The sequence below is a fragment of the Prevotella sp. P3-122 genome (genome assembly GCF_002251365.1).
Taxonomy (GTDB): domain Bacteria; phylum Bacteroidota; class Bacteroidia; order Bacteroidales; family Bacteroidaceae; genus Prevotella.
Genome location: NZ_NPJH01000025.1, coordinates 1 through 26,990, shown reverse-complemented (window position 1 = coordinate 26,990; position 26,990 = coordinate 1). Strand labels below are relative to the sequence as shown.

Below are 26,990 nucleotides of genomic sequence, written 5' to 3'. Positions count from 1 at the left end.
CTAAAGATAGAAGTCCGCTGTCAGTTGCTGATACCATTGTGAACGCGTGCTGTCGGAGTTCATCAGTATCTGTTCCTCAATAACAAGTGTCTCAGGTCTCAACTTGCAGAACTGAGCCATGCACCTGCGTACAGGCTTGCGTGCAACGGTGCGTATGTTACACAATCGAGATAGGAACAGGCCTGATATTGCTGCCTCTTCCTCGTATCGGCAGAGCATTTCGGATGGAATGATGACGGAGAATGTGCCATCGGCAGAAAGCATGCGGCTGACACCGGTTAGCAGATCCGTTACAGACAGGGTGCAGGTATGGCGTGCAATGGCGCGTTTCTCGTCAGGAGCCTTCAGTGAATTCTCAAAGTAGGGTGGGTTGGAGACGATGGCATCGTACGTGCCATCGTGTTGCTGCAAGGCGGTATTGCAAATGGTTATGCGGTTGGCAAATTCTGATGCGACAATGTTTTCTGTTGCCTGTAGGCAGGCATCTGCATCAATATCCAAACCGCATATCATTGCCTGCGGGTAGCGTTGCGCCATCATCATGGCTATGATGCCTGTACCAGTTCCAATGTCCAGAATGTTATTGCCACCCTTAGCCCATGCTCCTATAAGCACTCCGTCGGTGCCTACTTTCATGGCGCAGCGATCTTGCCTGACAGCAAATTGCTTGAACTGGAATACATTCTTGTTCATAATTATTGACCGTATCTTCTCTTCTCGTCAAACATCACTTGTTCTTGTCAGCCGAATATTGTTTTATGAGGCTGTACGCTCCATAAAGCCCTAGCTCGCCGGCCTTGCTCAGGTCGGCAATTCCCTGCGTCCTGTTGTTGGCTCGTATTCTTGTCAGGCCCCTGTTATAGTATGCTTCGGCGAGGTTCGGATCCAGCTCAATGGCTCTGGTATAGTCATCAACGGCCTTGGCATAGTCCTTGCGCGAGGCATATAGGTTGCCGCGGTCATAGTAGATGTATGCGTTTGTCGGTGCCAGCTTCAGAGCATCATTGAAGTCGGACTCTGCCTTAGCGGTAGTGAGCCTTGTGTCTATGCCGCGCGAGGCGTCATAGTTGTTGAGCATCGACTGGCAGACGGCACGTTGCCAGTATGCCAGCACGTTAGTTGAGTCTGCCTGCAGGCATACGGTTAGGTCGTTGAGTGCGGCCTCAAAATCCTGTACCATGCTGTAGGCAACAGCGCGCTCCATAAGGAGAGGTGAGGCGTCGTTAACGGTTGAGGCTGCTGCTATGTTGGCTGACAGAATGTCGATATGTGAGAATAGAGAACGGCTTTCCTCTGCAGTAATCTGTGCGTTTCCACAATTAATATATATGTGACGAGACGGCTTCGCCTTGGCGTTGAACGACTCTACGAGTGCGTCGAAAGCTTGATATTTCCTTACGCCATTGTTGTAGACGGCGAACGACAGCCCGTACATCGGCATGGACTCGCCCTCAACGTGCCTGTTCTGAACCCGGCCGCGATACTCGCTCTTGTACTCTTGTCCAACCTCTGTAGAGTCGGCCACTACAATCTGGTTGTACTTGTCAAGGTCTATCTCTGAGCGTTTTCTCATTTCCTTAAGCTTGCTCTTGCTCCAACGTTTCTGCACACCGAACCTCTTGTCCATCTGTGCTTTCAGTATGCGGAACTCGTCGGTCTCTGCTTTCGCCGTCATGCCCAGCCGTCTGTAGCAACGGGCACGATAGCTCAGACCGGTCCAGAAGTCGGGGAACTGGTCGATGACAGCCGAATAGTCTCTGATGGCAGCACTGAGATTGCCTGTTTTCTCATGAAGTATCGCACGGTTGAATATGGCCATGAAATTCTGTGGCTCCATCTTGATGACATAGTTGAAGTCGTCGATGGCCCTGTTGTCATCGCCAAGCTGCACGCGAAGCAGTCCGCGGTTGTAGTGTGCGAGGAAATTGTTCGGGTCGAGGTCTATTGCCATGTCGTAATCGTCCATGGCACCACGCAGGTTGTTGATGTTTAGTCTTGCCAAGGCTCTGTTGACATAGTTGCTTACATCCTTCGGTCTCAGATGCAGGGCTTTTGACAATTCCTTGTCGGCGTCCTGCCATTGTTTCCTTGCAAGCGACATGTTCGCCCGGATAGTCCATGCCGAGGCATCGTAGGGATCTATCTCCAGACTCTTGTCGAGCCATTTGGCTGCCTCTACGGTGTCTTTCTTGTTAAGGTATATCTCGGCCTTTAGCTGGTATGCGTTTGCAAACTTGTTCCATTTCCTGATGACGGAATCGGTCTGTGCCAATGCCTTGTCATAGTCTTTGGTGTTCATGAGACAGATGGCCCTGTTGAACCAGAAATTTCTGGTGTCTGGACTTAGCTTTATAGCTTTGTCGTAGTCGAGGATTGCTCCGGCAAAGTTGTTCTGCCTGATGCGCGCAATGGCTCTTAGGTCATAGAGTATGTCAATGTATGGATTGAGCGTTATAGCCTCTGTGGCATCTGCTTCTGCGCCGACAAAATCGTCAAGATAGAATTTTGCTGCCGCACGCCCCTGCCATGGCACGTAGAGGAACGGCTTCATGGCTATAACCTGATTGAAATATTGAATGGACAATACGTAATCCTCATAATGGAGAGCCACTTGACCACTTGTTATCAGACGCTCGACATTATACTGGGCTTTGGCCGTCAAACAAGAGAGGACCAAAGCCAGGAGGACTACATGTTTCTTCATGACAAATGTTATTAGCGGACTATCTTCGTGCGGTAAGTGCAACGGAACTTCCCCTGCATGATAGCCTTGAGCTTGTTCTTTATCATCTGCTTGCGCAATGGCGATACCCTGTCTACGAACATTGTGCCCTCAAGATGGTCGAACTCATGCTGCATGACTCTTGCCAGATAACCTTCTACCCACTCATCGTGCTCCTGCATATTCTCGTCAAGATATGTCACATGAATGCGTGTGTGGCGTGTCACCTTCTCGTGGATGCCGGGTATGGACAGACATCCTTCTTCCATGGTCTCGGTGTCGGAGTCTTCGTCAATCTCGACAATATGCGGATTGATGAATACATGGCGGTAGCCCTTATACTCAGGCATGTCGTCACCGAGCACGTCAAGGTCGATGACCACAACCCTAATATCGCGCCCTATCTGTGGAGCAGCAAGGCCAATGCCCTCGCTTGCCTCAAGAGTCTCGTACATATTCTGTATAAGTTCCTGCAGTCCCTCATAGTCTGGCGTGATGTCCTGGGCCACCTTTCTCAGAACCGGTTGCCCATATATATAAATAGGTAGTATCAAAATCGAATAGTTTTATATTTGTGTATAATGTCGGAAAGAATTCAATGGCAGGTCACTTTCTCCTGTTGGCCTCCATCCAGTCTTGCAAGATAATGGTTGCCGACACCTCGTCGACGAGTCCCTTGTTCTCGCGCCGCACTTTCTTGCCCACTCCGCTGTCTATGATAGCCCTTTGTGCCAGCACGGATGTGAAACGCTCATCGTAATACTCTATGGGAATGTTGGGCATGGCTTTACGCCAACGGTTTACAAACTGTTCCACACGGGTAAAGTTCTCGCTTGGTCTGCCATTGGTCTGCATGGGCTTGCCTATGACTATTCTCTCCACCTGCTCTTGCGAAACATATTGGCTGAGATAGTCAAAAAGATGACCGGTATCGACAGTCACCAACCCATTGGCTATAATCTGCAATGGGTCGGTGACTGCGAGTCCGGTTCGTTTCTTCCCGTAGTCTATAGAGACAACTCTCATTTATTTCTTGAAAAGAAGCCAAGCATCACCCTTGGGGTTGTACTGTGAGCCACGGATGGCATCACGGCTCTGCACGGCCTGTCCCTTGTCTGAGAATGTAGAGGCAACAACCCTGTACATGTTGATTGCGGAGTTGTAGACAATCTGGGCATTGTAACCGCCAGCCTTGAGTGTGTTCTGCATACCCTCGGCATTAGCCTTCAGAGAGTAAGAACCAACAACAACGCTGTAGTCCTGAAGCCCCTCGCCATTGATAACGGTAACGCTCTCCGAACGTACGGTGGCATTGTCAACGTTGGTAACCGTAGTCTGGTTGGCTGGCGTAACTGGTGTCAGTGGAGTCACTACTGCTGTCTCAGTCTGAGCAGGCTCCTCAGTCTGTGTCTGCTCCTGAGCCTTAGCCTTCTCATACGCCTTCTTGTATGCACTTTCCTTTGATGAACCACAACTGGTCATAGCCAGAACTGCGCAGAAACCTGCACACAATACGAGATATTTCTTCATAATCAAAAAATTGTTTTTACATTAAATCAATTATCAATGTGCGAAGTTACAAAATATATCGCAAACAGCGCAGAAAGACGCACATAAAGTTTGTTAAATAAGGCCAAAGGAGGCTTTTTAACAAAAAATGGCACTCGCAGCCATTGTTGTTTGAGGTATTATCCTTATATTTGCGAGTGAATTAACAGTTTTGATATTTACAAACTAAAAAAAGAAAGGAATAAAAAGATGAAGGCATTAGGTTACATCGGCGCATTCCTTGGTGGCGCCATCGCCGGAGCAGCCCTCGGTCTGCTGCTGGCTCCTGAGAAGGGTGAGGAGACACGTTCAAAGATTACTGACGCTGTTGACGAGTTCTGCAAGAAGCACAACCTGAAGCTCAGCCGCAGGGAGGTTGACGACCTGGTTGACGACATCAAGGACGCAGCTGAGGAATAAAAACAGAGACAGTCTATGTTTTCAAGCGACAAAAACGTTGAGACAATAGGCCAGCTGGCCGAGATTATCAGACATTACATCGGGCTTCAGAAAGAATATGTGAAGCTCGATGTAATTGATAAGGTTGTCAGGCTGCTCACCGTTGCAGCCATGACGGTAGCCTTGTGTGTACTGTTCCTGTTGATGCTCATTTATCTGTCGTTCGCAGCGGCGTGGGCCTTGGCTCCGCATTTTGGCATGCCGATTGCAATGTGCATCGTGGCAGGATGCTATTTGGTTTTGCTGCTGTTGTTTATCATTTTCCGCAAGCAGTGGATAGAGAGACCGCTCGTTAGGTTTCTTGCTGGTCTGCTGCTAAGCAAGTAAACTTCCACATTATTATTATTATGACGCAACCCAACAACAACATACGCACCCTGGAAGAGATTGTCATGCGCAAGGAGTATGTCCTTGCTGAGATACATCGTGATGACGAGAAGATCAAGAAACTTTGGGGTAGCCTGTTCCATGCTCCCAACCTCACGTCAAGTACTCCGTCTAAACGCATCACTGGGTTCATGAATGCAGGTGTGGGAGTGTTTGATGGCTTGCTGTTGGCATGGAAGCTGTACAGGAAGTTCAAGAAGAAATAACTTACAGCCTGCAAGGCAAAGGATATGTTCATTTTGCTCTGTTTGCAACGTGTCCGTTCTGTTGCCACTCTTTCTTTAATTCCATTTACCATTGCAAATACGATTTTTTCTAATAGTACACTTTGCCCTGCCGTTCAGTCATTGCTGAGTGGAAAGGGTAAGGCATGTATGCAGGAAGGCAAGTACGTATAAGCTGATTTGTAGGTACGTTTGATGGACAAACTTTGTTTTTCAGAGATTATAAGGCACAAAAAAAGGAGTACCGCTGTACTCCAACCTTGTTAACCTTAAATCTAATACTATGAAAAACACAGTGCAAAGTTATGACATTTTTGCAAGACTAACAAATAATTTGGATGGTTTTTGCCCGGGTTTAATATTTTTTAATACATTGCTTTCTACACGAAGCTATTAGCGATTAGATTTAAGGCTTCTCGATAATCACGCGCTGTAAGCGCAAAAGTGTAGATAACAGTAGGACATATAACGCTTTTGCGCTTACAGCGCGCATTGATTATAATCCCTTATACCCAGGGTGTCGCTACGCTCTACCCTGGGCTATGCGCAGGTTGCCCTTTGCCTTTCCTTGCAGCCGGCGACCTTTGGTTCAGGGCGTTGCTACCGATATTTGTACATCAAACTGTACACCATAATTGTTTGAGGTAATATATTGAGGGTGTGTAAATGAAGTGAACCCCAGAAGTTGGTCAAGAAAACTTCTGGGGTTCACTTCATTTATATACCCTCTTGTTGGATAGGAGGAGTTTTTGTCTGGTGGATTAGAACTATTTTACCACAGTTTTCCTTCCACCTATTATATATATGCCTGATGGCAGTCCTTCGGTGGCACATCCCCTTGTGATGTTCTGCCGGACAATTCGTCCGTCGATGGTGGTCACGTCTACGATGTCGGTGTCGGATGTTGTTATTGCTGAGATGCCACTTGTTGCGGCTGTGCATGTCAGAGTTCCGTCCGTTGCCAGCATCGAGTCATCCCACTCAGAGCCATCTGTGCTTGCAATAATCCACCCGCTTGTAGGTCTTGTGCCTGGGAAGATGGTCAGCTTGTCGCCTACCTCGAATGTACGTCCGTCTATAGGCTGAATCTTTATTGTGTCGTTGCCGGCCATGGTGAATGTAGTTCCCTGCACGTTGAGCTTGCTGTTGGAGCTGCTCTTTATCCTTATGAGCAATGTGGCACCGCTCTGCATGGTGCAGTTGCCTGTTATTTTCAGTGTTCCTGGTAATGTTTCCGAATAGCCGGGGCTGACGATGGCGCCATTCTGTGCTGTTACGCTTGTCGTGGAGCCAGTGCCTGCCAATGTTGCGCCCTTGCTGATGGTAATAATTCCTGTGGTGGCTGTTCCGGTAGTGTTGAATATTGTCAGCTTGCCACCCTGCACGGTGATGGGCGATGTGTTCTCATTTCCCTTCAGTGTCCAGTTTCCTTTACCAACCTTTGTCACCTTTGCCGCTGCCAGCTTTCCGCTGAAGGCTGCGTCCTTGCCGTTGTGTCCCACTTCCCAGCTCTCGTTGTCTGCACCGAATGATGGCTTCGTGGCAAACGAGCTGTAGCCAGAGGCATCAGCGAGTGCTCCTACTTGCAGGTTGGCAGCCACTGTGTTTCCTGAGCCGCCTTGATAGTGCCTTATTGATGCACCGTCGCCAAGGGTTAGCGTGAGCTGTTTCATGTCGGTCAGCGATGACATTAGCCTTGAGGCACCGTTTATGTGCAGGTTGCCCTCAAACTTGCTGAAGTTGGAGCTGATGTCAAACCTCACTCCGCCTGCGTTTACAATCACCGAACCTTTTCCTGCGAAACTGCCCTGCAGTCCTGCACGGTATGCGCCGTCAATGGTGAGCTTGGCAAGGCTGTCTACGGTTACGGCCTGTTTCATATATGGTATGGTACTCATGCTCTGGTTGGCCACAAAGCGGAATGTGGCGGTGCCAGTGACATGGAGTGGGGCAGTGCCGAACCCTGCGCGCCAGTCGCCCTGTGCCAGAATACCCTTGCGTAGTTCCACTCCCTTAATAAGGTTTGTTGCAGTGTAGCATATGCTGAGCTGTCCCAGACCGTCCTTTACGAGCGTTCCTCCACTGCCTGAAATGATTCCTCCGAGTGCGAGTGAGCCGCCAGACTTTGTGATGTTAATGGTTGCGGTATCGCTGATGGATATGCCGTGGTTGGTAGAGGCGTTGGTACCTGTGAACTTCAGAGTACCTCCGTTTATCTGGAAGTTGCTTGCCGCCGCTGATGATGCGCCGATAGGGCAGGGCTGTCCTGCGTCGAGCAGCGATGCCACGGTCAGGGTACCACCATTAATAATTGTTGGCCCGGTGTAGTCGTTATTGTTGAGGTTCATTATCAGCTCTCCGTCACCCTCCTTGACAACGGTTGCCGTACCAGAGATTGCCCCATTGCCATTGAAGGTGTAGCCGAGTTGCGTATTGATGTTCACGCTTGTTGGCATGATGACAGAGTTGACGTTTACTACCCTTGCGGATGCTTCGTCATTGAATGTCACCTTGTCACCCTTGACGAATGTCGACTGTGTGCCGTCTGCGGTGAAGTTTGCCGTTGTATAGTCCCACGTACTGTCCTCGCTGCCCTTCCATGCAACGTTTTCCGATGGTTCGCGTGAGCCGTCGATGGTCAGCACGATGTTGTTGCCTTCTACTGTGATGTGGAAGGGCTGTCCGTTGAGACCTGCTACGTTGATGACGCCGTTGTCGGTGGTTATGCCTCCGGTTGTCTCGGCGAGGATATATTTCCCTTGCAGCAGTGAATTGTCATTGGTTGTGGTGTTCACGTTGAAGGTCAGCTGTCCGCTTATGGTCAGTGTGCCGTTGACTACTATGCGGTCGGCGTTACCCTCATTGAGTGTTGTCTCCACGTATACAACCTTGTCAATTGTAACAGGTGTACCGAAGGTTAATGCACCGTCAGGCATGAGCCTGCATCCCTTGTTGTGCAGAGAGCCTTCGAATGTCACACCACCGTTGATGGTAGCCTTTCCCCCGAATGTGCCGTTGGCGCGCAGTGACAGAGGTCCATTGACGGTACCGTTGACGATGAGTGTTCCGTTGCTCACGATGGTAGTGCCGGTAGTTGTGATGTTGGTGTTCAGGGTTACCGTACCTCTCTCGCTCTTCCACACGTTGCCATTGCCAGCTATCGAGCCATTGCCACTGATTGTGTAGTCGTGGCCTACGGGCACCATGAGGTAAGTAGCTGCTGGAGCAACAGCCTCGTTGAGGACTATAGTTGCGGAGTTGTCTCCTGCGATATCGAACATCACGCTCTGTCCGTCAGTGTATGCCTTTGTCTCAGACAGGCTATTGTCGGTAAAGGCAGTAGAGCCTGCTGCCCATGCAGTACCCTTGCTCCATCTGAGGTCGGTCTTCATTACTGGAGGCAGTGGCGGCATAGGCATCTGATAGCCGAGATAGAAGGAAGTGTTGGGCGACTGGTAGTAGCCGCGTGTAGTACAGTCCTGGCGGTAGTGCGGGTCGTGCTGCAGGGTGTAGAAACTATAGTCTGTTGGTATGTTGGTGGTGTACCCCACAAGTCCGAGGTTGCGTCCGCCAGGGTTGTAGAGTAGTACTACCTCCTCGCGCCAGTCACCGATGATATCGCCCCAGAATGTTGGTCTTACTGCCCATCCGGCATGTGTGTCCCAGTTGCTTTCCTGCGAGAACTCTGCAAGTCTGTTGCCGTTGTACTTTGTTATCATTACGTTTGAGCTGAAGCCGCTTCCGCCTGGTGAGTTTACCACCTCTCGTCCAAGGTCGCCGTCCCACCAAATACCTTCGTAGGGATATGAGGTGGCACCCTCCTTGATTACCTCTCCTTTGCAGTCATAGAGATTTGCCATGGTACTGTAGACCTCATATCCCAGATGGTCTGGGTCTACGTCCATACACTCGCCTCTTCCCACGTCGCTAATGCTGGGCAGATACCATTCCTTCAGGTGCTCTCCCGTCTGTGAGTCGTAGATGAGCTGTCCGAGCAGAGCCGACTGCTGTATGGCGTATGTCTCCATGCCTGGTCGTGTGGGGTCGATGTCGCTGACACGGAACCTGTCACCATGTCCGATACCTGCCGAGAACACCATGTCCTTGACTGGGTTCACCCCGAAGCCTCCCTGAAGCATCTCGTCGATGCCGTCGCCATCGACATCTGCCACTCTTAGCTGATGGAACTCCGCCGGCCACGGCTTTTTGTCGTTGCGGCTCCACGTGTAGCTGTGATGCCAGTTTGTGGGCTTGCCGTTCTGCCAGTCGTAACGGAACTCGAAGACGTAGTTGTGGTGAGTCTTGTCTGTTGTGCGGTCGAGACATTCCATCATCAGCGACGGATGTACGCCGTCAGTATATGTTATGGCGAAATGGCCTCCCATGAAGGCATATTCCGTACCGCTGTCGTCGTTCATGTATTTTGCGCGTGCGTCACGTCCCCATGCGTCCACTCCGTCGGTGACGGTAGAATAGTCAATTTCCGCACTTGCCTTCTCTGCTCCCGTCATTCCATCGACAACACTAATATAAAAAGGTGCGATGCGCGTGGTACTTGGCTTGTAGTCTACTATGCCGTCACCGTCGATGTCGGCATTGGTGCTTCCAAAGGGATAGTGGCCAAACGCCTTTGTCGAGGCATCCCAGAAACGGGTTCCTTCCGAAGATTTTATCATTACCTCCGCCTTGCCGTCACAGTCGATGTCGTATGCCACAACCATGTCGTTCTGGCCTGTGCATATCCATACGTTCGGCCCCATGTCGATTGTCCACAGATGTGTGCCGTCGCTGCGGTATGCCTGCACCTTGTCGTTGGTAACGCTTCTGTCGCGTGAGACCTGAGCCACCACATAGTCGTATTCTCCGTCACCGTCAAGGTCGGCAGGCCATGCGTATACGGCATTGAAACTGTCGGGGTGACAGATGGTGCCCTCGAATTCAATTTTCATGAATGCGTTGGAGTATGGCTGTCGTGCCTTGTCGAATGTGAACTCGCCAGCCGTGCTGTCATCCTCCTTTCCGTTGATGACGGGTACCACCCTCATTCTGTCACCGTTGTTTATTTGTGTCAGGACATGGCATGTGCCAGTTGTAGTAGTGACGAGCGAGCCGTTGACGTAGAGGTTGTAGACAGTCTGCTCGGGCTCTTGTGCCAGCCTTCGCCAGGACACGAGACACCCTTCGTTTCCCGCCGTGACAGACCGTTCAGTGTTTCTCACTACGGCAACCACTCCTCGTCCCAAGTCCTGTTGCAGTCGTTGGGCGACGGCAGGAGCTGCCATTGTTAGTGATAGAGCTAATAATAGATTTGTTTTCATTATAAATCAGTTTAGAATTTATTTTGCTGCAAATATAGCTCTTTTCATGTATTGCAGCATGGTAAAAAAAAGCCGAAATATGTGAAATTCCTACGTTTGTTTGTTCCCCTTGCCGTATTTTGTCGGTACTGTGCCGAAATGTCTTTTGAAACATTTGTTGAAATAAGACGGGTCCTGAAAGCCCACTTTGTATGCAATCTCGCTGACATTCATCCTGCCCTCAAGCACCAGTTCCCCAGCAATTCTCATGCGCTCGCTCATGATATACTTGTTTGGCGACATGCCTGTGATATCCCTCATCTTGCCATAGAACTTGGTGTGTCCCATCTGCATGAGAGCTGCCAGCCGTTCGATGTTGAAGTCCGGGTCGTTGAGATGTTGTGCTATGTGGCGATCTATATCCTTCCGGAAATTCTTGTCAGCCATAGATGTTACGACTGGTGACTCTTTGGAGTTGTCTGAAAGCGATTGTGCCTGTTGCCTGTTTTTTGCCCAGGTTATTAGCTGAGCGGCACGTGTAGTAAGCAGTTGGTAGTTGCATGGCTTCACCATGTAGTCGTCGGCCCCAGCCTTGTAGCCCTTTATCTGGTGGCCTACGTCGTCAAGCGCCGTAAGCATGATGACAGGCATGTTGTCGAGCGACTTGTCCTTGCGAATGTTGCCGACGATGGAATAGCCGTCCATGTCGGGCAGCATGACGTCGCATATTACGAGCGAGGGCTTGCTGGCAATAACTCCCTGGTATCCGTCGGCACCATTGGTATAGGTAACGGTCTTAAAATATATTCCCAGTTCGTCGGTGAGCTGTTCGAGCATGTCTCGGTCGTCCTCTATGATGGCAATGGTTTCGTTGTTGAGTGGCTCAGCCATTGGTTCCCTCACCACCGTGTAGTTTGTGCTGTCAGTCCGCTTGTCGGTATTTGTATGTGAAAGCGATTCCAACTCCTCAGCCGTGTATGCTGCCGCTCTGTCGGGTAGTGTGAGCGTGAACTGCGCTCCCTTGTCCAGTCCGGCTTTCTCGTAGCTGATGTCGCCATGGTGTGCCTGTGCCATGCGCTTGGCAGTGTATAGTCCTATCCCCATGCCTCCCTTGCTAACGTTGCCGTGCATGAAAGGTTCAAAGAGACAGGCTTGCTGGTCAAGGCTGATGCCTGGTCCGGTGTCCTCAACGATAATGGCAAGCATGTTGTCCTGGTGCGTGACGCGTAGGGTTATGTTGCCCTTGTCGGGTGTGTATTTCACCGCATTTGACAGCAGGTTGTAGACTATGCTCTCCAACTTGTTGCTGTCTATTGGAGCGACGAACGACTTTGCGAATGGTATGAACGTGATGTTCTGCTCCTTCTGCTGTGCCAGTGGCCTCAGGTCGTTGAATACATCGCGCACCAGCTTTACAATGTCGCAATTCTGGAGTGTCAGCCTGATGTTTCCCGTATTTATTTTACGGAATTCCATAAGCTCGTTCACTAAGCGCAGCAGTCTATTGGTTCCACGTCTTATCTGCTGCAGAGCAGGCCGCTGACTTGTGGGTCTCTCTGCTGCTGTAGGTGATGTGAGCCTGTTTACAGCACCATCGATGATGGCGAGAGGTGTCCTGAATTCATGTGCAATGCTTGTGAAGAAACTTATGCGGAAGTCCGTGAGTTGCCTGTCGATAGCCATGCTTTGTTTAAGCTCGAAGTTACGTCGCCACTGACGGTATACTATGGCCGAGAATGCGGTTATGAGCATTATGTAGAAGAGCCATGCAAGTGGGGTGCTGTACCATGGTTGCCTTATGACCACCACCAGCGTGCGCATGTCGCTCCATTGAGCACCATTCGAGGCTTTTACGTGGAAAGTATAGGTACCAGGCTGCAGGTGCAGGTATTCTGCGGTGTTTGCGCTTGTTGGCTCTCTCCATGTCTCGTCATAGCCCTCCAGGTAGTACTGGTATAGCGTTTCTCCTGCTGTTAGGTAGTCGAGCGATGAGAAATATATCTTGATGTCGTTCTTGTCGCTCTCCAGAGTTAGATGTCCTGCCGTTATGTCCGATATGTAGTGTCTCAGAGCAGGTGTACCATATATAGAGGAGCCGTCGATGTGGACATCCGTGATGTGTGGTTGCTGTGTCAGCTGCCCCGTTGTCTGCATCCGCCTTGCGTCTACTATTGCCACACCGTCGTCGGTGCCAAAGAATATTGTGCCATTGGCAAGGCACAGGCCGCTGTTGGAGTTGAAGACATTGCCCATGATGGAGGCTGCAGGCATAATGTTGCGCACGAGCATTGTGGAGCTGTTGACCACGGCCAGTCCCTCCTCAGTTCCTATCCATATATCGTTGCCCTTGCCTGCCATGATGGAGCGGATATTGTTGTTGGCAAGACCATTCTGCTTAGTCAGGGACAGATAGGAAAGTTTGTGACGGCCTTCATGTAGCGTTGCGCGCAGAATGCCGTAGCCCTGTGTCCCTATCCATAGCGTACTGTCGTTACCAGCCATTATGCAAATAATCTCGTTGGCAGGCAGGCTCCCGTTCTTGGTGTTGAATGTTAGTATGTCGTCCTTGCCAGGCTGCTTCTTTCTGGTATTGATGGCATATAGTCCATCGCATGTGGCAGCCCATAGCCATCCGTCGGGTGTCAGCTCAATGTCGTATATGCGGCTTTGATTGAAGTTGTCTGTGAGCAGACTGTGGAATTGCGTGCCTTTGGTGTCAGGTCGTGTCCACAGCAGTCCTCCCTTCCATGTTGCCATCCACAGTCTTCCACTGCTGTCCGCTACCATGTCATTGATGTCTGTTGGTAGCACTCCTCCAATGGTTGTTGTCTTACTAATCTGCTTTCCGTCAGACATCAGTCCTCCCGATTTTGTAATCATCCATTCGTGTCCATGCTGGTCGGTAGTATAGGCAATGATGTCGCCGTAAGGAGAAGGCAACTGGCTGAGCGTGCCGTTGATGGTGTCAAGAACCAGCGTGCGGAAGTCGAATGCCGTAACGGCAATATCTCCGTCCCGCAGCTTGAAGATACGGCTGATGCCGTTGTCGCGGTCGTTGTTTTTATTTGGTATCGGCTTCACGTATCTGGCTATGCTGGGCTGTCTGTGCCCGAGCCATGTAACGCCTGTTGCTACGGAGGCCACCCATATGCCCCCGCTACGGTCTGCAAGAATGTCGAACAGGTAGTCGGAGTGGAACAGTGGAGACTCATCGTGTGACGAGAAGCGTGTGGTGTGGCCTGTTGTCGTGTTGTATATAATCAGTCCTGCACCATAGGTGGCAATGAGTAATGTAGAGTCGTCTTGCTTTGCGATGTTGAATATTCTGCCACGCCCAGGGTTTGCGCTCATGCGGTCTATAAGGTGCAGTGGTGTCGCTTTGCCTTCATCTGGCAGCAGCCATAGGGTCCCGTCTGTGGTGTTGGCAATGAATTGGTAGCCGTCGGCCTTTCCTTGGTCAAGTGCTCCTGGCACCTGAATGGCGGCACGCTCCCATCTGCCTGTTGTGATGTCGCAGGCATAGGTGTCAGCAGTGGTGAAGACATAGTATTTCCCCTTCCATATAACGGATGTCGTCACCTTGTCAACTATTCCCAATGCAACAGGTAGCTGTGATGTCATGCGCAGGCGGCCATTGGAGCTGTATATCCATGCTTTGTTGGTTTTGTCAAGCACCACTATGTCGTGTCCTCTTGCCCTAAGGTCGAGTGTCCTGATGCCACCCTGTATCATTCGGCTGTTGCCAGCCGTGTCTATATAGTTTATGGTGTGCTGGGTGATGGCCCATACGTTGCCTTGGCCGTCTTCCGACATGTATGTAATGCTGTTTTCAGGCATGCTCTTGTCAGCGGAAGTATAGTCACGGCACTTGAAACTCCCGCCCTCGTAAGTTATGTGACGGATTCCGTATTGCTCTGTATAGAGCCACATACCCCTATCCGTGAGCAGGTGTTTCCGATAGACACGGTCGGCATCGCCCTTGCCGGTATAGTCGGCGAAGGTGCCTTTGCGCAGTTCCAGGCATTTTATGTTGTATGTGGCTGTCGTTACCCATAGAAGGCTGTTATGCCGGTCCATTTCAAGCAGTCCGATGTTGTTAACCGGCATCCCGTCATGTATGTCGTTTATCTGTACCACGTCATAGCCATCGTAGCGTGCCAATCCGCCTGTGCCGCCAAACCATATATATCCGTCGTTGTCCTGCACCATTGCCCTAATGGTGTTGCTGGGCAGTCCGTCACCCACAGAGAGCCTGTTGGCGTAATAGCTCTCTTTTTTGCTTGCGGCTATCGTGGCCTGAGCAGTGGTTAATATAAGTGCAAATATTAGTAGTAGAAGTCTCATGGTGGTTGTTTCTGATATGTTGTGTCAGTCATGGCACAAAGGTAATAAAAAAAAGTGATTAAGGAGGGCTGTGTTCGGAAAAAAACAAAATGGGGTTTTGTTTTGCCATTCCACACTTTTGCACTACCTTTGCAGGAAAAACAGGGAAATGCAGAAACTCATAGAACTATATAGGGGCTGGGCAGGAAAAGATCCCGCACAAGTAGACCGGTTGCCAGGTGCTGGCAGCAACCGTGAGTATTACCGTATGTCGGATGCCGAGGGTCATAGCGTCATAGGCGTCGTAGGGACAAGCCGTGACGAGAACCATGCCTTCGTATACCTTTGCCGTCATTTCACACAACGTAAATTGCCCGTGCCTGCTGTCATTGCCGTAAGCGATGACGAACTACGCTATTTGCAGACCGACCTTGGGCACACCTCACTCTTCGATGCCATCAGGGGAGGACGTGAGGCTGGCGGACGGTACAACCGCCATGAGAGGGAACTCCTTGTTAATACCATCCGTGAGTTGCCAAATATACAAATGAGGGGAGCGAGGGGACTGGAATGGAGCAACTGCTATCCGCAGGCGGAGTTCAATCAGGACAGCGTACTTTTCGACCTCAATTACTTCAAGTACTGCTTCCTCAAGGCTACGGGACTGGATTTCCACGAGTTGAAGCTTGAGGCCAATTTCCGGCTCTTTGCCAAAGACCTCACAGCCGAGGACGACGACTGCTTTCTGTATCGTGACTTCCAGGCAAGGAATGTGATGCTCGATGACAAGGGACACCCTTATTTCATTGACTTCCAGGGTGGTCGCCGTGGCCCATACTACTATGACCTGGCCTCTTTCCTTTGGCAGGCATCAGCACGCTATCCCTACAAGCTGCGCAGGGAACTGGTGTGGGAATACTACAACTCGCTGAAGAACTACACAGAAGTGCCGTCGGTAAGACATTTCGTCACCAGGCTCTCGCTGTTTGTCTTGTTCCGCACCTTGCAGGTGCTGGGCGCATACGGTTTCCGCGGATATTTCGAGCGTAAGAAGCATTTTCTCGACAGCATCCCTGCTGCCATGGATAATCTCCGTGACCTGCTGGCTATGGGCGATAGAGTTTTCCCTTATCCTTATATGATGGACATGCTGAAGAGGCTTACTGAACTGCCGCAGTTCCGCCATATAGAGCAGGCGGCCGTGAACAGGGCTGATGGTTACAAGACTACAGACAGCAACGTTTATAGTGCAAATCCCATGGACGGTCCGGCAACATTCTCGAAATACGACGGAAAGGGTCCGCTTGTAGTGAGGGTGTTCAGCTTCTCGTTCAGAAAGGGTATACCAGAGGATGAGAGCGGTAATGGCGGAGGATATGTCTTTGACTGCCGCAGCACCCACAACCCCGGGCGATATGAGCCATATAAGAAACTAACGGGACTTGACGAGCCTGTGATACGTTTCCTTGAGGACGATGGTGAGATACTGACATTCCTTGACAGTGTGTACAAGCTTGCCGATGCGCACGTCCGCCGGTATATGCAGCGAGGATTCACGTCGCTGATGTTCTCGTTTGGGTGCACTGGAGGACAGCACCGCAGCGTATACAGCGCACAGCACCTTGCAGAGCATATACACCAAAAGTTCGGAATAGAGGTAAGGGTGTGTCATAGGGAACAGAACATAACTCAACTGATGGAGGCAGAGCGAAAGGAATAACCCTCCGAAGCGGTATCTCGCTGTACCAAGGGGTTACCCTGTGGTGCTTTTGATGAAGGATGAAAAACAAGTTTTTCACCTAAAACAACGTATTTCATAATAATTATTATTATCTTTGCACACATGATGCAAGCAATGATATTTGCAGCCGGACTCGGCACACGACTGAAACCCTTGACCGACACCATGCCAAAGGCACTGGTGAGGGTGGGGGGAGAGCCTCTGCTGAAACACGTGATAATGAACCTTAGGAATGAGGGGTTCACAAGGATTGTTGTCAACGTCCATCATTTCGCCTCGCAGATAGTAGACTACCTGAATGCAAATGCTAATTTCGGTCTCGATATAGCGATTAGCGACGAGACAGGAATGTTGCTCGATACAGGAGGAGGCATAAGGAAGGCAGCGTCATTGTTCTCTTCTTCTTCTCCCATCCTTATCCATAATGTAGATATTCTCAGCAATGTATGCCTGCGCGACTTCTACTTATCTGCGGCCAACAACGATGCAACACTCCTTGTGAGCGAGAGGCAGACCAAGCGTTACCTGCTATTCGACGAGGATTTGAGGATGAGAGGATGGACAAATATCGCTACGGGAGAGATAAAGGGAGACATTGCCCGGGTGGACAATATCGCATCATTGCGTAAATATGCCTTTGCCGGCATCCACGTCTTCTCTCCTGCATTGTTCCCACTTATGCAGGCTTATCCTGAGAAATTCGGTATCATGGACTTCTATATCCAAGAGTGTGATAAGGCAAGGATTGTCGGGCATCCCAAGGAGGGACTAAAGCTTATGGATGTGGGCAAGGCAGAGACATTAAGCGATGCGGAGGCTTTCTTGAACAGTTTATCAGAAACAAAATACTAAACATATAATAATAGAACATGCAACAGAAAATTATCATCCTCGATTTCGGCTCACAGACCACGCAGCTCATTGGCCGCCGTGTGCGCGAGCTTGACACTTTCTGCGAGATTCTACCTTACAACAAGTACCCAGAGGACGACAGTGACGTTATCGGAGTCATTCTCAGCGGCTCTCCTTATTCCGTTCACGACCCTGAGGCTTTCAAGGTGAACCTTGACAGGTTCATGGGACGTCTTCCTGTGCTTGGTATCTGCTATGGTGCACAGTTTATCTCGCATGCCCTCGGAGGTAAGGTTGAGAAGGCTGACTCGCGTGAGTATGGCCGTGCGCATCTCGATACGGTCAATACGGAAAACCCTCTTTTCTGCGGTTTCGACAATGGCTCTCAGGTTTGGATGAGTCATGGCGACACAATCACTGCTATTCCCGATGGCTTTGAGTGTATAGCATCTACGACCGATGTGAAATATGCTGCCTACAGCAATACTGCACTTGGCAGGGGAGTATGGGCCGTGCAGTTCCATCCAGAGGTGTTCCATACCGTTCAGGGCACTCTGCTGCTCAGGAATTTCATTGTCGGTATCTGTGGCTCAAGACAGGACTGGAGTGCAGCGTCATTTGTCGATACCACTGTAGCTGAGCTTAAGGCTGAGTTGGGCGACGACCGTGTAATTCTTGGACTCTCAGGCGGTGTTGACTCATCAGTGGCAGCTGTGTTGCTCAACCGTGCCATAGGCAAGAACCTCACCTGTATATTCGTCGACCATGGCATGCTGCGCAAGAACGAGTTCCGGGATGTAATGCACGACTATGAGTGCCTTGGACTCAATGTTGTCGGAGTAGATGCCAGCGAGAAATTCTTCGCAGACCTGGCTGGAGTCACAGACCCGGAGCAGAAGCGCAAGATAATCGGCCGCGACTTCGTTGAGGTGTTCAACGCCGAGGCAAAGAAGATAACAGGTGCTAAGTGGCTCGCACAGGGCACTATATACCCCGACCGCATCGAAAGCCTAAACATTACAGGAAAGGTCATCAAGAGCCACCACAATGTGGGCGGACTGCCAAAGGAGATGCACCTGTCGCTCTGCGAGCCTCTGAAATGGCTGTTCAAGGATGAGGTGCGCCGTGTGGGACGTCAGCTTGGCATGCCTGAACATCTTATTACACGCCATCCATTCCCCGGACCAGGACTGGCAGTACGTATTCTTGGCGACATCACTCCCGAGAAAGTACGCATCCTTCAGGACGCTGACGATATCTACATCCGTGGATTACGCGATTACAAGGTACGCCTCTCAGGCGAGGAAGCACGCAAGGTGCTGGCCGCTGGTGTGCCAGCAGAGATGACCGACGGCGAGATAGAGGTAAGCCTCTACGACCAGATATGGCAGGCCGGCACGGTGCTGCTCTCAACAGTTAGAAGCGTAGGCGTGATGGGCGACGAGCGCACCTACGAGCACCCCGTAGCCCTGCGTGCCGTAACCTCCACCGATGCCATGACAGCCGACTGGGCACATCTGCCATATGATTTTATGGCAAAGGTGTCGAATGAAATAATAAATAAGGTACGTGGAGTAAACCGCGTGTGCTACGACATTTCGTCAAAGCCACCTTCGACAATCGAGTGGGAGTAAGTCACTCCTTTACTTCACATATACATGATGGCCACCATTCGGGTACTTGTATTGAATCCGGATGGTGGTCTTTGTTTATATCTTCTCTTATAAACGAACATACCTTCGTTGGCCCACGAAGGTCATCATAATAAGACAGGATTTCCAAACTTACTTTACTCGTCGACTTGTCAATAAAAAATATGTGGCATATCGTTTGGCTGTATGATGTGTTTTTTGTATCTTTGCAAAAATGAGACTAAATCCAACCATTATGGCCTGACCATTTTTTAACCGCAAAAAAATCAGTAATTCGATATGCTCAGAAAACTAAGAATTGGCATCGCAGCATTCCTCTTTATTGCTGTTACTCTGCTGTTCCTTGACTTCACAGGGCTTGCCCATAGATATCTTTCTTGGGCGGCAAGCCTGCAGTTTCTTCCGGCTGTTCTGGCTTTGAATGTTGCCGTAGTGGCATTGCTTGTTGTAGTGACCTTTCTGTTGGGCAGGGTCTATTGTTCTGTCATCTGCCCATTGGGAATAATGCAGGACATCATTGCATGGTTTGGACGCAGAGGCAAGAAGAAGCGCAACAAGTATGCTTATTCTGGTGAGAAGCGATGGCTGAGGTATGGTGTGCTGGTTGTCTTTCTTGCTGCTATTCTTGCCGGTTTTACATCCTTGGCATCGCTGATAGCACCATATAGCTCGTATGGACGTATAGCCGGCAACATCCTTGCACCTGTATACCGATATGGCAACAATGTCCTGGCATATCTTGCTGAGCGTGTTGACAGCTATGCTTTTTATGAGACGGAGGCGTGGATTAAGTCTACGCCCGTATTCATGGTTGCTGTCGTGACATTCATTGTGATAGCGATATTGGCATGGAGAGGAGGACGGACTTATTGCAACACTATTTGTCCAGTCGGTACGGTGTTGGGCATGCTGTCCCGCTATTCCCTGTTTTGCATAAGGATAGACTCGTCGAAATGCAACCGTTGCGGACTGTGTTCAAGGCGTTGTAAGTCGGCTTGCATCAATGGTGATAACCATACCGTGGACGACAGCCGATGCGTGATGTGCATGGACTGCATTGAGACCTGCCGCCATGGTGCCATAAGTCTCGGAAGAAGAAGCTTTGGCAAGAACATCGGTAAAAATGCTGTTGGGACAGACAGCACACGAAGGGCGTTCCTTGCTACGGCCTCTATGCTAACTGTTTCCACGGTAATGGATGCACAGAAAAAGAAAGTGGATGGCGGCTTGGCTGTGATAGAGGACAAGAAGGTTCCTGAACGTGCTACAAGGATTGTGCCGCCAGGCGCATGGAGCATACGTCATTTTGCACAGCATTGCACGGCTTGCCAGCTTTGTGTGTCGGCTTGTCCCAATGGGGTGTTGCGTCCTTCTTCCTCGTTGTCGGATTTCATGCAGCCAGAGATGTCTTATGAACATGGCTATTGCCGTCCTGAGTGCACCCGCTGTGCAGAGGTGTGCCCCACAGATGCCATAAAGCCCATAACCCGCGAGGAGAAGTCGTCGACAAGAATAGGCCGTGCCGTGTGGATAAAGAAGAACTGCCTGCCGGTGAGCGATGGGGTGAGTTGCGGAAACTGTGCGCGCCATTGCCCTACGGGAGCCATAATGATGGTACCTATGGATGCTAATGATGAGGAATCGCTCAAGATACCCGTTGTAAACGAGGAACGCTGCATAGGCTGTGGCGCCTGTGAGAATTTATGCCCCTCACGCCCCTATAGTGCCATATATGTGGAAGGCAACGAGAGACATAGTCAGTATTGATTGCCCTTTTTCTTAATGCAGAATGGTTTACCAGTCACTTTGTTAAAAATGAAAAATATTACAAGAAGAGATTTCCTAAAGACCCTTGGCATTGCGACGGCAGCAACAGCCGGACTGTCTGCATGTCGGAAGGATGATGGTGGCAAGAACGCATCTACAGGCAGTGCTCAGCCCATACCAAAGGATAAAATGACATACAGAATATGTCCTACATCGGGAGACAAGGTATCCATCCTTGGCTACGGAATGATGCGATTGCCGACTAAGAACCAGACTAACGACAAAGGCGAGCAGGAGGAAATCATTGATCAGGATGCCGTAAACGAGCTTGTAGATTATGCCATCGAACACGGTGTAAACTATTTTGATACATCACCTGCCTATTGTCAGGGATTGTCCGAACGTTCTACGGGCATAGCCTTGAAACGCCATCCGAGAGAGAAATATTTTGTTGCTACCAAGCTATCCAATTTCGATCCCTCCACAAGGAGCAGGAAGGCATCTATAGAGATGTACCGTAATTCCTTCACCGAGCTTCAGGTCGACACTATCGACTACATGCTGTTGCATGCCGTGGGGACAGGCGGCGACTCAATGGCTGAGTTCAATGACAGATATATGAACAACGGCATTCTCGACTTCCTTGTAGAGGAAAGAGAGGCTGGGCGCATAAGGAATTTAGGATTCTCTTTCCATGGCGACGTGAAACTCTACGACTACCTATTGTCGCAGCACGACAAGTACCGTTGGGACTTTGTGCAGATACAGCTCAACTACCTCGATTGGGAACATGGTGAGAATCCTGGCTCTGCTGATGCCAAATACCTGTACGAGGAACTGCGCAAACGCAATATACCAGCTGTAATTATGGAACCATTGCTCGGTGGAAGGCTTGCCAAGGTTCCCGACTTCCTTGTGGCGAAGCTAAAACAAAGAGAGCCTGAACGCAGCGTGGCGTCGTGGGCTTTCCGTTTCGCAGGCACTCCCGAGGGTGTACTGACTGTGTTGAGTGGCATGACGTTTATGGAGCATCTGCAAGACAACCTCAGGTCGTATACCCCTCTGCAACCCCTCAGTAACGATGACCTTGCTTTCCTGAAGGAGATTGCCGATGACCTGTTCGGACTGAATACCATTCCATGCAATGACTGCAAATACTGTATGCCGTGTCCTTACGGAATAGACATACCTGCCATATTGACGCATTATAATAAATGTATCAATGAAGGAAATATTCCTCGTGACCAGCAGGATGCCGACTACAGGAAACAGCGCCGGGCGTTTCTTGTCAGCTACGACAGGGCCGTACCGAAAGTAAGACAGGCAAGCCATTGTATCGGATGCAACAAGTGTGTGTCGCATTGCCCGCAGGGGATAAAGATACCAAGGGAACTGCACAAGATAGATAAATATATAGAGGAACTGAAACAGAATATTACAGAATAACCATTATGGAGAACATTCTTTTTATTGGAGGTGTAGGATTTCAGGAAATACTACTCATCGCCTTGGTAGTGCTGCTTTTCTTCGGAGGAAAGAAGATACCCGAGCTTATGAAAGGATTGGGCAAGGGGGTACGCTCGTTCAAGGAAGGTATGAACGGAAAAGATGACGACGATGTCGGCAATAGCACAATAGGAAAGACAGACGAAAAAAAAGACGATGCCACTGGAAAACAATAATGGCAACGATGGCTCGATGTCGTTCTGGGAACACCTTGACGTGTTGCGGACGGCAATCATCAAGATTGTTGCCGTTACATTGATATGCGGCATAGTGGCGTTTGTATTCAAGGAAAGCCTGTTCCGCATGGTGCTCGCTCCAAAGTACGATGACTTTGTCACCTACCGTTGGCTGTTCCAGTTGTCGGAACTGCTTGGCGCAGATATTACCGGTAGCAGATTCAATGTAGAGCTTATAAGTACAGGACTGGCTCAGCAGTTTGTCATACATGTAAAGACAGCTCTGTGCTTTGGTGCCATCTGTGCTTCACCTTATATTATATATCAGCTTTTTCTGTTCATCGCCCCTGCCTTGTATGATGTGGAACGACACTATGCTACAAGGGTCTTTGGGGCTGGGTATCTGATGTTTCTGCTGGGAATGGCTGTCTGCTATTTCCTCATATTCCCGTTGACGTTCCGTTTTCTCGGGACCTATCAGGTAAGCACCGATGTTGCCAACATGATTACACTCGAATCCTATATAAGTACTCTGTTCACTATGTCGCTGTCAATGGGCATAGTATTCGAAATACCTGTTATGTCATGGCTGTTGGCAAAGCTCGGTATCATTAATTCCGCTATTCTTGCAAAATACAGGAAGCATGCTGTGGTGGCAATTCTTATTGTTGCGGCAATAATAACCCCCACATCCGATATCTTCACACTGCTCGTCGTCGCGCTGCCTATGTATCTGCTGTATGAATTCAGCATTGTGATAGTAAGGTAAAGAAGCCTCACCACATGCTCTCCTCTCCATAGGGAGAGGGGAGCGCGATAGTGGTAAGGTTATTAGGGACTATGGGCGAGCCTGTATGAAATTTGTCCTTATCTGCTTTTCGTGTTCGGGCAGCTCTACTCCTGCTGCTTTGCCTGCCTCAATGCACTTCAGCATCCAAGCCATGTTCCTGCCAAGCTGGCGCATGGTTTGCATGCCTTCCAGGTCTTGTACTACCTCGTCGGGTGTGTTGCCGTGTACCTCGTTCCAGTATTGCGATGATACCACTGGCATGCAGGCTATGGTGAAATACCTGTTCATGTCCTCGAACGCACCTTGCGCCCCGCCACGACGGCAACTAACTATTGCCGCAGCCGGCTTGTTGAAGAATATAGAAAGCTTAGAGCAGAACGCGCGGTCCATGAACGGTTTTATGAACCCTGATGTGCCGGCAAAGTGTACGGGTGTGCCGAAGATGAAACCGTCGGTCTCGGCAACTTTCTCAAGAAAGGCATTTACCGTGTCGTCGCCTTTCCAGCACCGTTTGCTCTCTGCGCAATGGCCGCAACCCTGACAGCCCATTATGGCCTTGTTGCCGCACCAGAACTCTTCCGTCTCTACGCCTTGTTTCTGAAGTTCGGTTGCTATTTCCTGCAAGGCGGTGTGTGTGCAGCCGTGCTGATGCTGGCTGCCGTTTACCAGTAATACTTTCATAATGTGATAATTCTTTGTTTTGTTTCCTTGTATTCTGTTGTTATTCTGTTCATTATATCCTCGACGCTGTCAATAGTCTTTATGTCAGAAGCTATCTGGCCTATCTCCATTTCTCCATTCTCGGTATCGCCCTCGAAAATACCGCGCTTCGATGCCTTTGCCCCCAACAGCTGTCGCAGTTCGTCTGCATTGGCTCCCCTCGCCTCTGCCTCGCTGATACGGTTGAAAAGACCGTTGCGCAGCAGTCGTGTAGGGGCAATCTTCTTAAGACATAGCATGGTGCCACCTTCGTCTATTGCCGTACACGCCTGTTTGTAAGCGTCCGACGCACTGCTCTCCTTGCTTAGAGCGAACACCGTTCCCATCTGCACGCCTTCTGCACCAAGAGCCATTGAGGCGAGCATTGCCTGTCCCGATGCTATTCCACCTGCTGCGATAAGGGGTAGGGTAGTTGCTTTCCTTACTTGCGGTATGAGAGTCATAGTGGTAGACTCCTCTCTCCCATTATGTCCTCCTGCCTCAAAACCTTCGGCTACGATGGCATCGACACCTGCTTCCTCGCATTTAATGGCAAACTTACTGCTCGATACTACGTGCGCTACTTTTATGCCTCGGTCGTGTAACCATCGGGTGTATTTCTTCGGACTGCCTGCTGAGGTGAATACTATGGGCACCCGCTCCTCTTCTATTATACCCAGAACGGAGTCCATCTCGGGGTACATCAATGGAATGTTCACACCCCAGGGCTTGTCTGTGGCTCCCTTTGTCTTTCGGATGTGCTCACGTAGTGTCTCCGGGTGCATCGAGCCTGCACCGAGAAGTCCGAGACCGCCAGCGTTGCTGACAGCTGATGCCAATCGCCATCCGCTGCACCATACCATGCCTCCAGCTATTATTGGATGCTCTATGCCGAAGAGCCTGCATATTCTGTTGTTGTCCATATCCTTAGTTCCTGTTGATGGTAATACTGTTTGTATTCTTAATGCAAATGTATGAATAAAATCTTTTCCGTGCAACTATTTGCAACAAAGATTAGCATTTGGCCTACCTTTGTTTGGCTATATCGACATTATACCTTAAATTTGTAGGCGACAAAACAGCAGGAAGTGATACCCTGCCACCTATTAATATATATAATGTATCATATATGGATGAGGATTTGAAAACACTCTTACGACAATATGCCGACAGATATGAGACTGCCGGCTTTATCTCTGGTGACCCTTCGTGGTTCATGCATCAGGTTCAAGGACGATACAATAGGGAAACTTTGGCTTTTGTGGCCTCGTGTCTGAGCTATGGCTCCCGTAAGCAGTTCTTGCCCAAGATACAGCAACTGCTCGACTGCTCGGGAGGCGATTTCCATGAATGGGTAAGCAAAGGCGAGTTCGAGAGGGATATACCTGCTACAGGCCAATGTTTCTATAGACTGTATTCGTACGAGAAGATGAACGCCTTCCTACGGATGCTCAGACAGCTGTTGAACGATTATGACTCATTGGGCGATTATGCAGCACACTCTGTTGAACATTGCCACGACGGTAGTTCCGACGTGCTCGCAATTCTTGATGCCGTAAGCGATTATTTCTGGAGCCGCGGACTTACCGGAATAGTACCCAAACCACGTACTTCACTCTGCAAACGCCCGGTGATGTTTCTCAGATGGATGGTAAGGGATGGGTCGCCGGTAGACCTCGGACTGTGGACTGAGTTCGTTGACAAGCGAAACCTGTATATACCAATGGATACCCATGTCTTTCAGATGTCTCAAAGACTCGGACTTCTACAGCAGAATTCTGCAAGCTGGAAATCGGTGGAGCTGCTCAGGAACCAGATGCTTGAGGTGTTTCCTGACGACCCCTCACGTGGTGACTTTGCCCTGTTTGGCTATGATGTCTCTGATGACAGAAAGGGTGAGAATGATTAGAGATTTATAGTTTTGTTGTCTCACAGAACTTGCAATTATAAAAGACTATGAATAAGGTGTTTACGAATTTCGGAATAAAGTCCGACGACAATCGCAAGGATGAGCTGATAAGGATAATCACACATTCGGCAGAACAACTCACGCTTCCAGAACTTGAAGCTCTGTATTATGATATGCTTACCAAAGGGTATATAAAATGATCTTTAAGGAGTTATTCTTGGGGAGTTATGAAGGGGAGTTATGAAGGGGAGTTATTCTTGGGGAGTTATAAGGAGGAGTTATGATAAGCCATTACCTTTGTTGCCTATGGACATTTGGCCCCTTATAACTCCTCATCATAACTCCCCCTCATAACTCCCCCTCATAACTCCCCCTTATAACTCCCATCAGAAGTAAAGTTACTGCTTGTCCTTAAGCAAGTCACGAATTTCGGTAAGGAGTTTCTCTTCTGCCGAAGGCTGTGGTGCGGGGGCAGGCTTATTGTCTTCCTCCTTCTTCTGCTTGCGTGCCAGTTTGTTTATGAATTTAACAAGCATGAAGACACAGAATGCAATGATGATGAAATCGATAAGCGTCTGCAGGAAATTGCCGTAGTTGATGGTGGCTGCTTGCATCGTCTCTACTCCCGGTATCTCTACCGATGGCAGGGTGACCTTAAGGTCGCTGAAGTTGACACCACCAATCAGCCAGCCTATCGGAGGCATGATGATGTCGTCTACTATAGAAGAAACGATTTTTCCGAATGCACCGCCGATGATTACACCGACAGCCATGTCGACAGCATTACCTTTAACTGCAAATTCCTTGAATTCCTTGATTAATTTTCCCATGTTCTTTGTTTTTATGTTTATTATTGTAATATAGAGTTGTCACATTGGTCGATTTTCTTTTTGGTGGGCATGATATCTTCCTCCTGCTTCAACTATTTTATATAATTT

The 26,990-nt window shown here is 49.6% G+C and carries 22 protein-coding genes; 12 read left to right on the top strand and 10 right to left on the bottom strand.

The genetic code is table 11. The features are described 5' to 3' along the window. The 5 genes from CIL02_RS05295 to CIL02_RS05275 are packed head-to-tail and all read right to left on the bottom strand — an operon-like array spanning position 1 to position 4,252. On the bottom strand, positions 1 to 693 hold the full coding sequence (locus tag CIL02_RS05295) for a tRNA1(Val) (adenine(37)-N6)-methyltransferase (protein ID WP_094399681.1): 693 nt from the start codon (positions 691 to 693) through the stop codon (positions 1 to 3). A gap of 34 nt (positions 694 to 727) precedes the next feature. Then, the gene (locus tag CIL02_RS05290) at positions 728 to 2,704 is read right to left on the bottom strand and encodes a tetratricopeptide repeat protein (RefSeq protein ID WP_094399679.1); all 1,977 of its coding nucleotides are present in this window, start codon (positions 2,702 to 2,704) and stop codon (positions 728 to 730) included. Between the two features lie 11 nt (positions 2,705 to 2,715). Next, entirely contained in the window at positions 2,716 to 3,276 is a 561-nt protein-coding gene (def, locus tag CIL02_RS05285; protein ID WP_094399677.1) for a peptide deformylase, read from the bottom strand. Between the two features lie 52 nt (positions 3,277 to 3,328). Beyond that, positions 3,329 to 3,748: a Holliday junction resolvase RuvX gene (ruvX, locus tag CIL02_RS05280; protein WP_094399675.1), complete on the bottom strand. Its 420-nt coding sequence runs from the start codon at positions 3,746 to 3,748 to the stop codon at positions 3,329 to 3,331. Further along, a complete protein-coding gene (locus CIL02_RS05275) occupies positions 3,749 to 4,252 on the bottom strand; it encodes an SPOR domain-containing protein (protein ID WP_094399673.1) in 504 nt (167 codons plus the stop codon). Positions 4,253 to 4,480: 228 nt separating this feature from the next. Here CIL02_RS05275 and CIL02_RS05270 point away from each other — a divergent pair, with 228 nt between their 5' ends. Genes CIL02_RS05270 through CIL02_RS05260 form a run of 3 tightly spaced genes read left to right on the top strand, consistent with a single transcriptional unit; the run spans position 4,481 to position 5,322 of the window. Next, on the top strand, positions 4,481 to 4,690 hold the full coding sequence (locus tag CIL02_RS05270; RefSeq protein WP_094399670.1) for a YtxH domain-containing protein: 210 nt from the start codon (positions 4,481 to 4,483) through the stop codon (positions 4,688 to 4,690). Positions 4,691 to 4,705: 15 nt separating this feature from the next. Next, positions 4,706 to 5,056: a phage holin family protein gene (locus CIL02_RS05265; protein WP_094399668.1), complete on the top strand. Its 351-nt coding sequence runs from the start codon at positions 4,706 to 4,708 to the stop codon at positions 5,054 to 5,056. A gap of 20 nt (positions 5,057 to 5,076) precedes the next feature. Further along, a complete protein-coding gene (locus tag CIL02_RS05260) occupies positions 5,077 to 5,322 on the top strand; it encodes a hypothetical protein (protein ID WP_094399666.1) in 246 nt (81 codons plus the stop codon). Positions 5,323 to 6,107: 785 nt separating this feature from the next. On the opposite strand, the gene CIL02_RS05255 is transcribed toward CIL02_RS05260, so the two are convergent. Next, the gene (locus tag CIL02_RS05255) at positions 6,108 to 10,658 is read right to left on the bottom strand and encodes an autotransporter-associated beta strand repeat-containing protein (protein WP_094399664.1); all 4,551 of its coding nucleotides are present in this window, start codon (positions 10,656 to 10,658) and stop codon (positions 6,108 to 6,110) included. A gap of 90 nt (positions 10,659 to 10,748) precedes the next feature. Next, entirely contained in the window at positions 10,749 to 14,981 is a 4,233-nt protein-coding gene (locus CIL02_RS05250; RefSeq protein ID WP_094399662.1) for a hybrid sensor histidine kinase/response regulator transcription factor, read from the bottom strand. A 148-nt stretch (positions 14,982 to 15,129) separates the two neighbouring features. Between CIL02_RS05250 and CIL02_RS05245 the strand changes: the two genes are divergently transcribed. From CIL02_RS05245 to tatC, 7 genes are all read left to right on the top strand, one after another. Beyond that, on the top strand, positions 15,130 to 16,680 hold the full coding sequence (locus tag CIL02_RS05245) for a phosphotransferase (protein WP_094399660.1): 1,551 nt from the start codon (positions 15,130 to 15,132) through the stop codon (positions 16,678 to 16,680). Positions 16,681 to 16,803: 123 nt separating this feature from the next. After that, positions 16,804 to 17,553, top strand: a complete 750-nt coding sequence (locus CIL02_RS05240) for a nucleotidyltransferase family protein (RefSeq protein WP_094399658.1) — start codon at positions 16,804 to 16,806, stop codon at positions 17,551 to 17,553. Positions 17,554 to 17,570: 17 nt separating this feature from the next. After that, the gene (gene guaA, locus CIL02_RS05235; RefSeq protein WP_094399656.1) at positions 17,571 to 19,187 is read left to right on the top strand and encodes a glutamine-hydrolyzing GMP synthase; all 1,617 of its coding nucleotides are present in this window, start codon (positions 17,571 to 17,573) and stop codon (positions 19,185 to 19,187) included. A 297-nt stretch (positions 19,188 to 19,484) separates the two neighbouring features. Beyond that, positions 19,485 to 20,972 carry a 4Fe-4S binding protein gene (locus CIL02_RS05230; protein WP_094399654.1) on the top strand — a complete coding sequence of 496 codons (1,488 nt, stop codon included), beginning with the start codon at positions 19,485 to 19,487 and terminating at the stop codon, positions 20,970 to 20,972. Positions 20,973 to 21,020: 48 nt separating this feature from the next. Continuing rightward, on the top strand, positions 21,021 to 22,418 hold the full coding sequence (locus CIL02_RS05225) for an aldo/keto reductase (protein ID WP_094399652.1): 1,398 nt from the start codon (positions 21,021 to 21,023) through the stop codon (positions 22,416 to 22,418). A 5-nt stretch (positions 22,419 to 22,423) separates the two neighbouring features. Beyond that, positions 22,424 to 22,654 carry a twin-arginine translocase TatA/TatE family subunit gene (locus tag CIL02_RS05220; protein WP_094399650.1) on the top strand — a complete coding sequence of 77 codons (231 nt, stop codon included), beginning with the start codon at positions 22,424 to 22,426 and terminating at the stop codon, positions 22,652 to 22,654. Next, positions 22,635 to 23,423 carry a twin-arginine translocase subunit TatC gene (gene tatC / locus CIL02_RS05215; protein ID WP_240513534.1) on the top strand — a complete coding sequence of 263 codons (789 nt, stop codon included), beginning with the start codon at positions 22,635 to 22,637 and terminating at the stop codon, positions 23,421 to 23,423. The genes CIL02_RS05220 and tatC overlap by 20 nt, the downstream gene beginning before the upstream one ends. Positions 23,424 to 23,492: 69 nt before the next feature. Here tatC and CIL02_RS05210 read toward each other — a convergent pair whose 3' ends face one another. Both CIL02_RS05210 and CIL02_RS05205 read right to left on the bottom strand, forming a co-directional pair. Beyond that, positions 23,493 to 24,125, bottom strand: coding sequence for a flavodoxin family protein (locus tag CIL02_RS05210; protein WP_094399648.1), 633 nt, complete (start codon positions 24,123 to 24,125; stop codon positions 23,493 to 23,495). Further along, the gene (locus CIL02_RS05205; protein ID WP_094399646.1) at positions 24,122 to 25,066 is read right to left on the bottom strand and encodes a nitronate monooxygenase family protein; all 945 of its coding nucleotides are present in this window, start codon (positions 25,064 to 25,066) and stop codon (positions 24,122 to 24,124) included. Before CIL02_RS05205 ends, CIL02_RS05210 begins: the two co-directional genes overlap by 4 nt. Positions 25,067 to 25,284: 218 nt before the next feature. Between CIL02_RS05205 and CIL02_RS05200 the strand changes: the two genes are divergently transcribed. Both CIL02_RS05200 and CIL02_RS16280 read left to right on the top strand, forming a co-directional pair. After that, a complete protein-coding gene (locus tag CIL02_RS05200; RefSeq protein WP_240513532.1) occupies positions 25,285 to 26,052 on the top strand; it encodes a TIGR02757 family protein in 768 nt (255 codons plus the stop codon). A 47-nt stretch (positions 26,053 to 26,099) separates the two neighbouring features. Continuing rightward, positions 26,100 to 26,252: a hypothetical protein gene (locus CIL02_RS16280; protein ID WP_170935020.1), complete on the top strand. Its 153-nt coding sequence runs from the start codon at positions 26,100 to 26,102 to the stop codon at positions 26,250 to 26,252. A 198-nt stretch (positions 26,253 to 26,450) separates the two neighbouring features. On the opposite strand, the gene mscL is transcribed toward CIL02_RS16280, so the two are convergent. Next, positions 26,451 to 26,882, bottom strand: a complete 432-nt coding sequence (gene mscL, locus CIL02_RS05195) for a large-conductance mechanosensitive channel protein MscL (protein WP_094399644.1) — start codon at positions 26,880 to 26,882, stop codon at positions 26,451 to 26,453. Between the last annotated feature and the right edge of the window lie 108 nt (positions 26,883 to 26,990).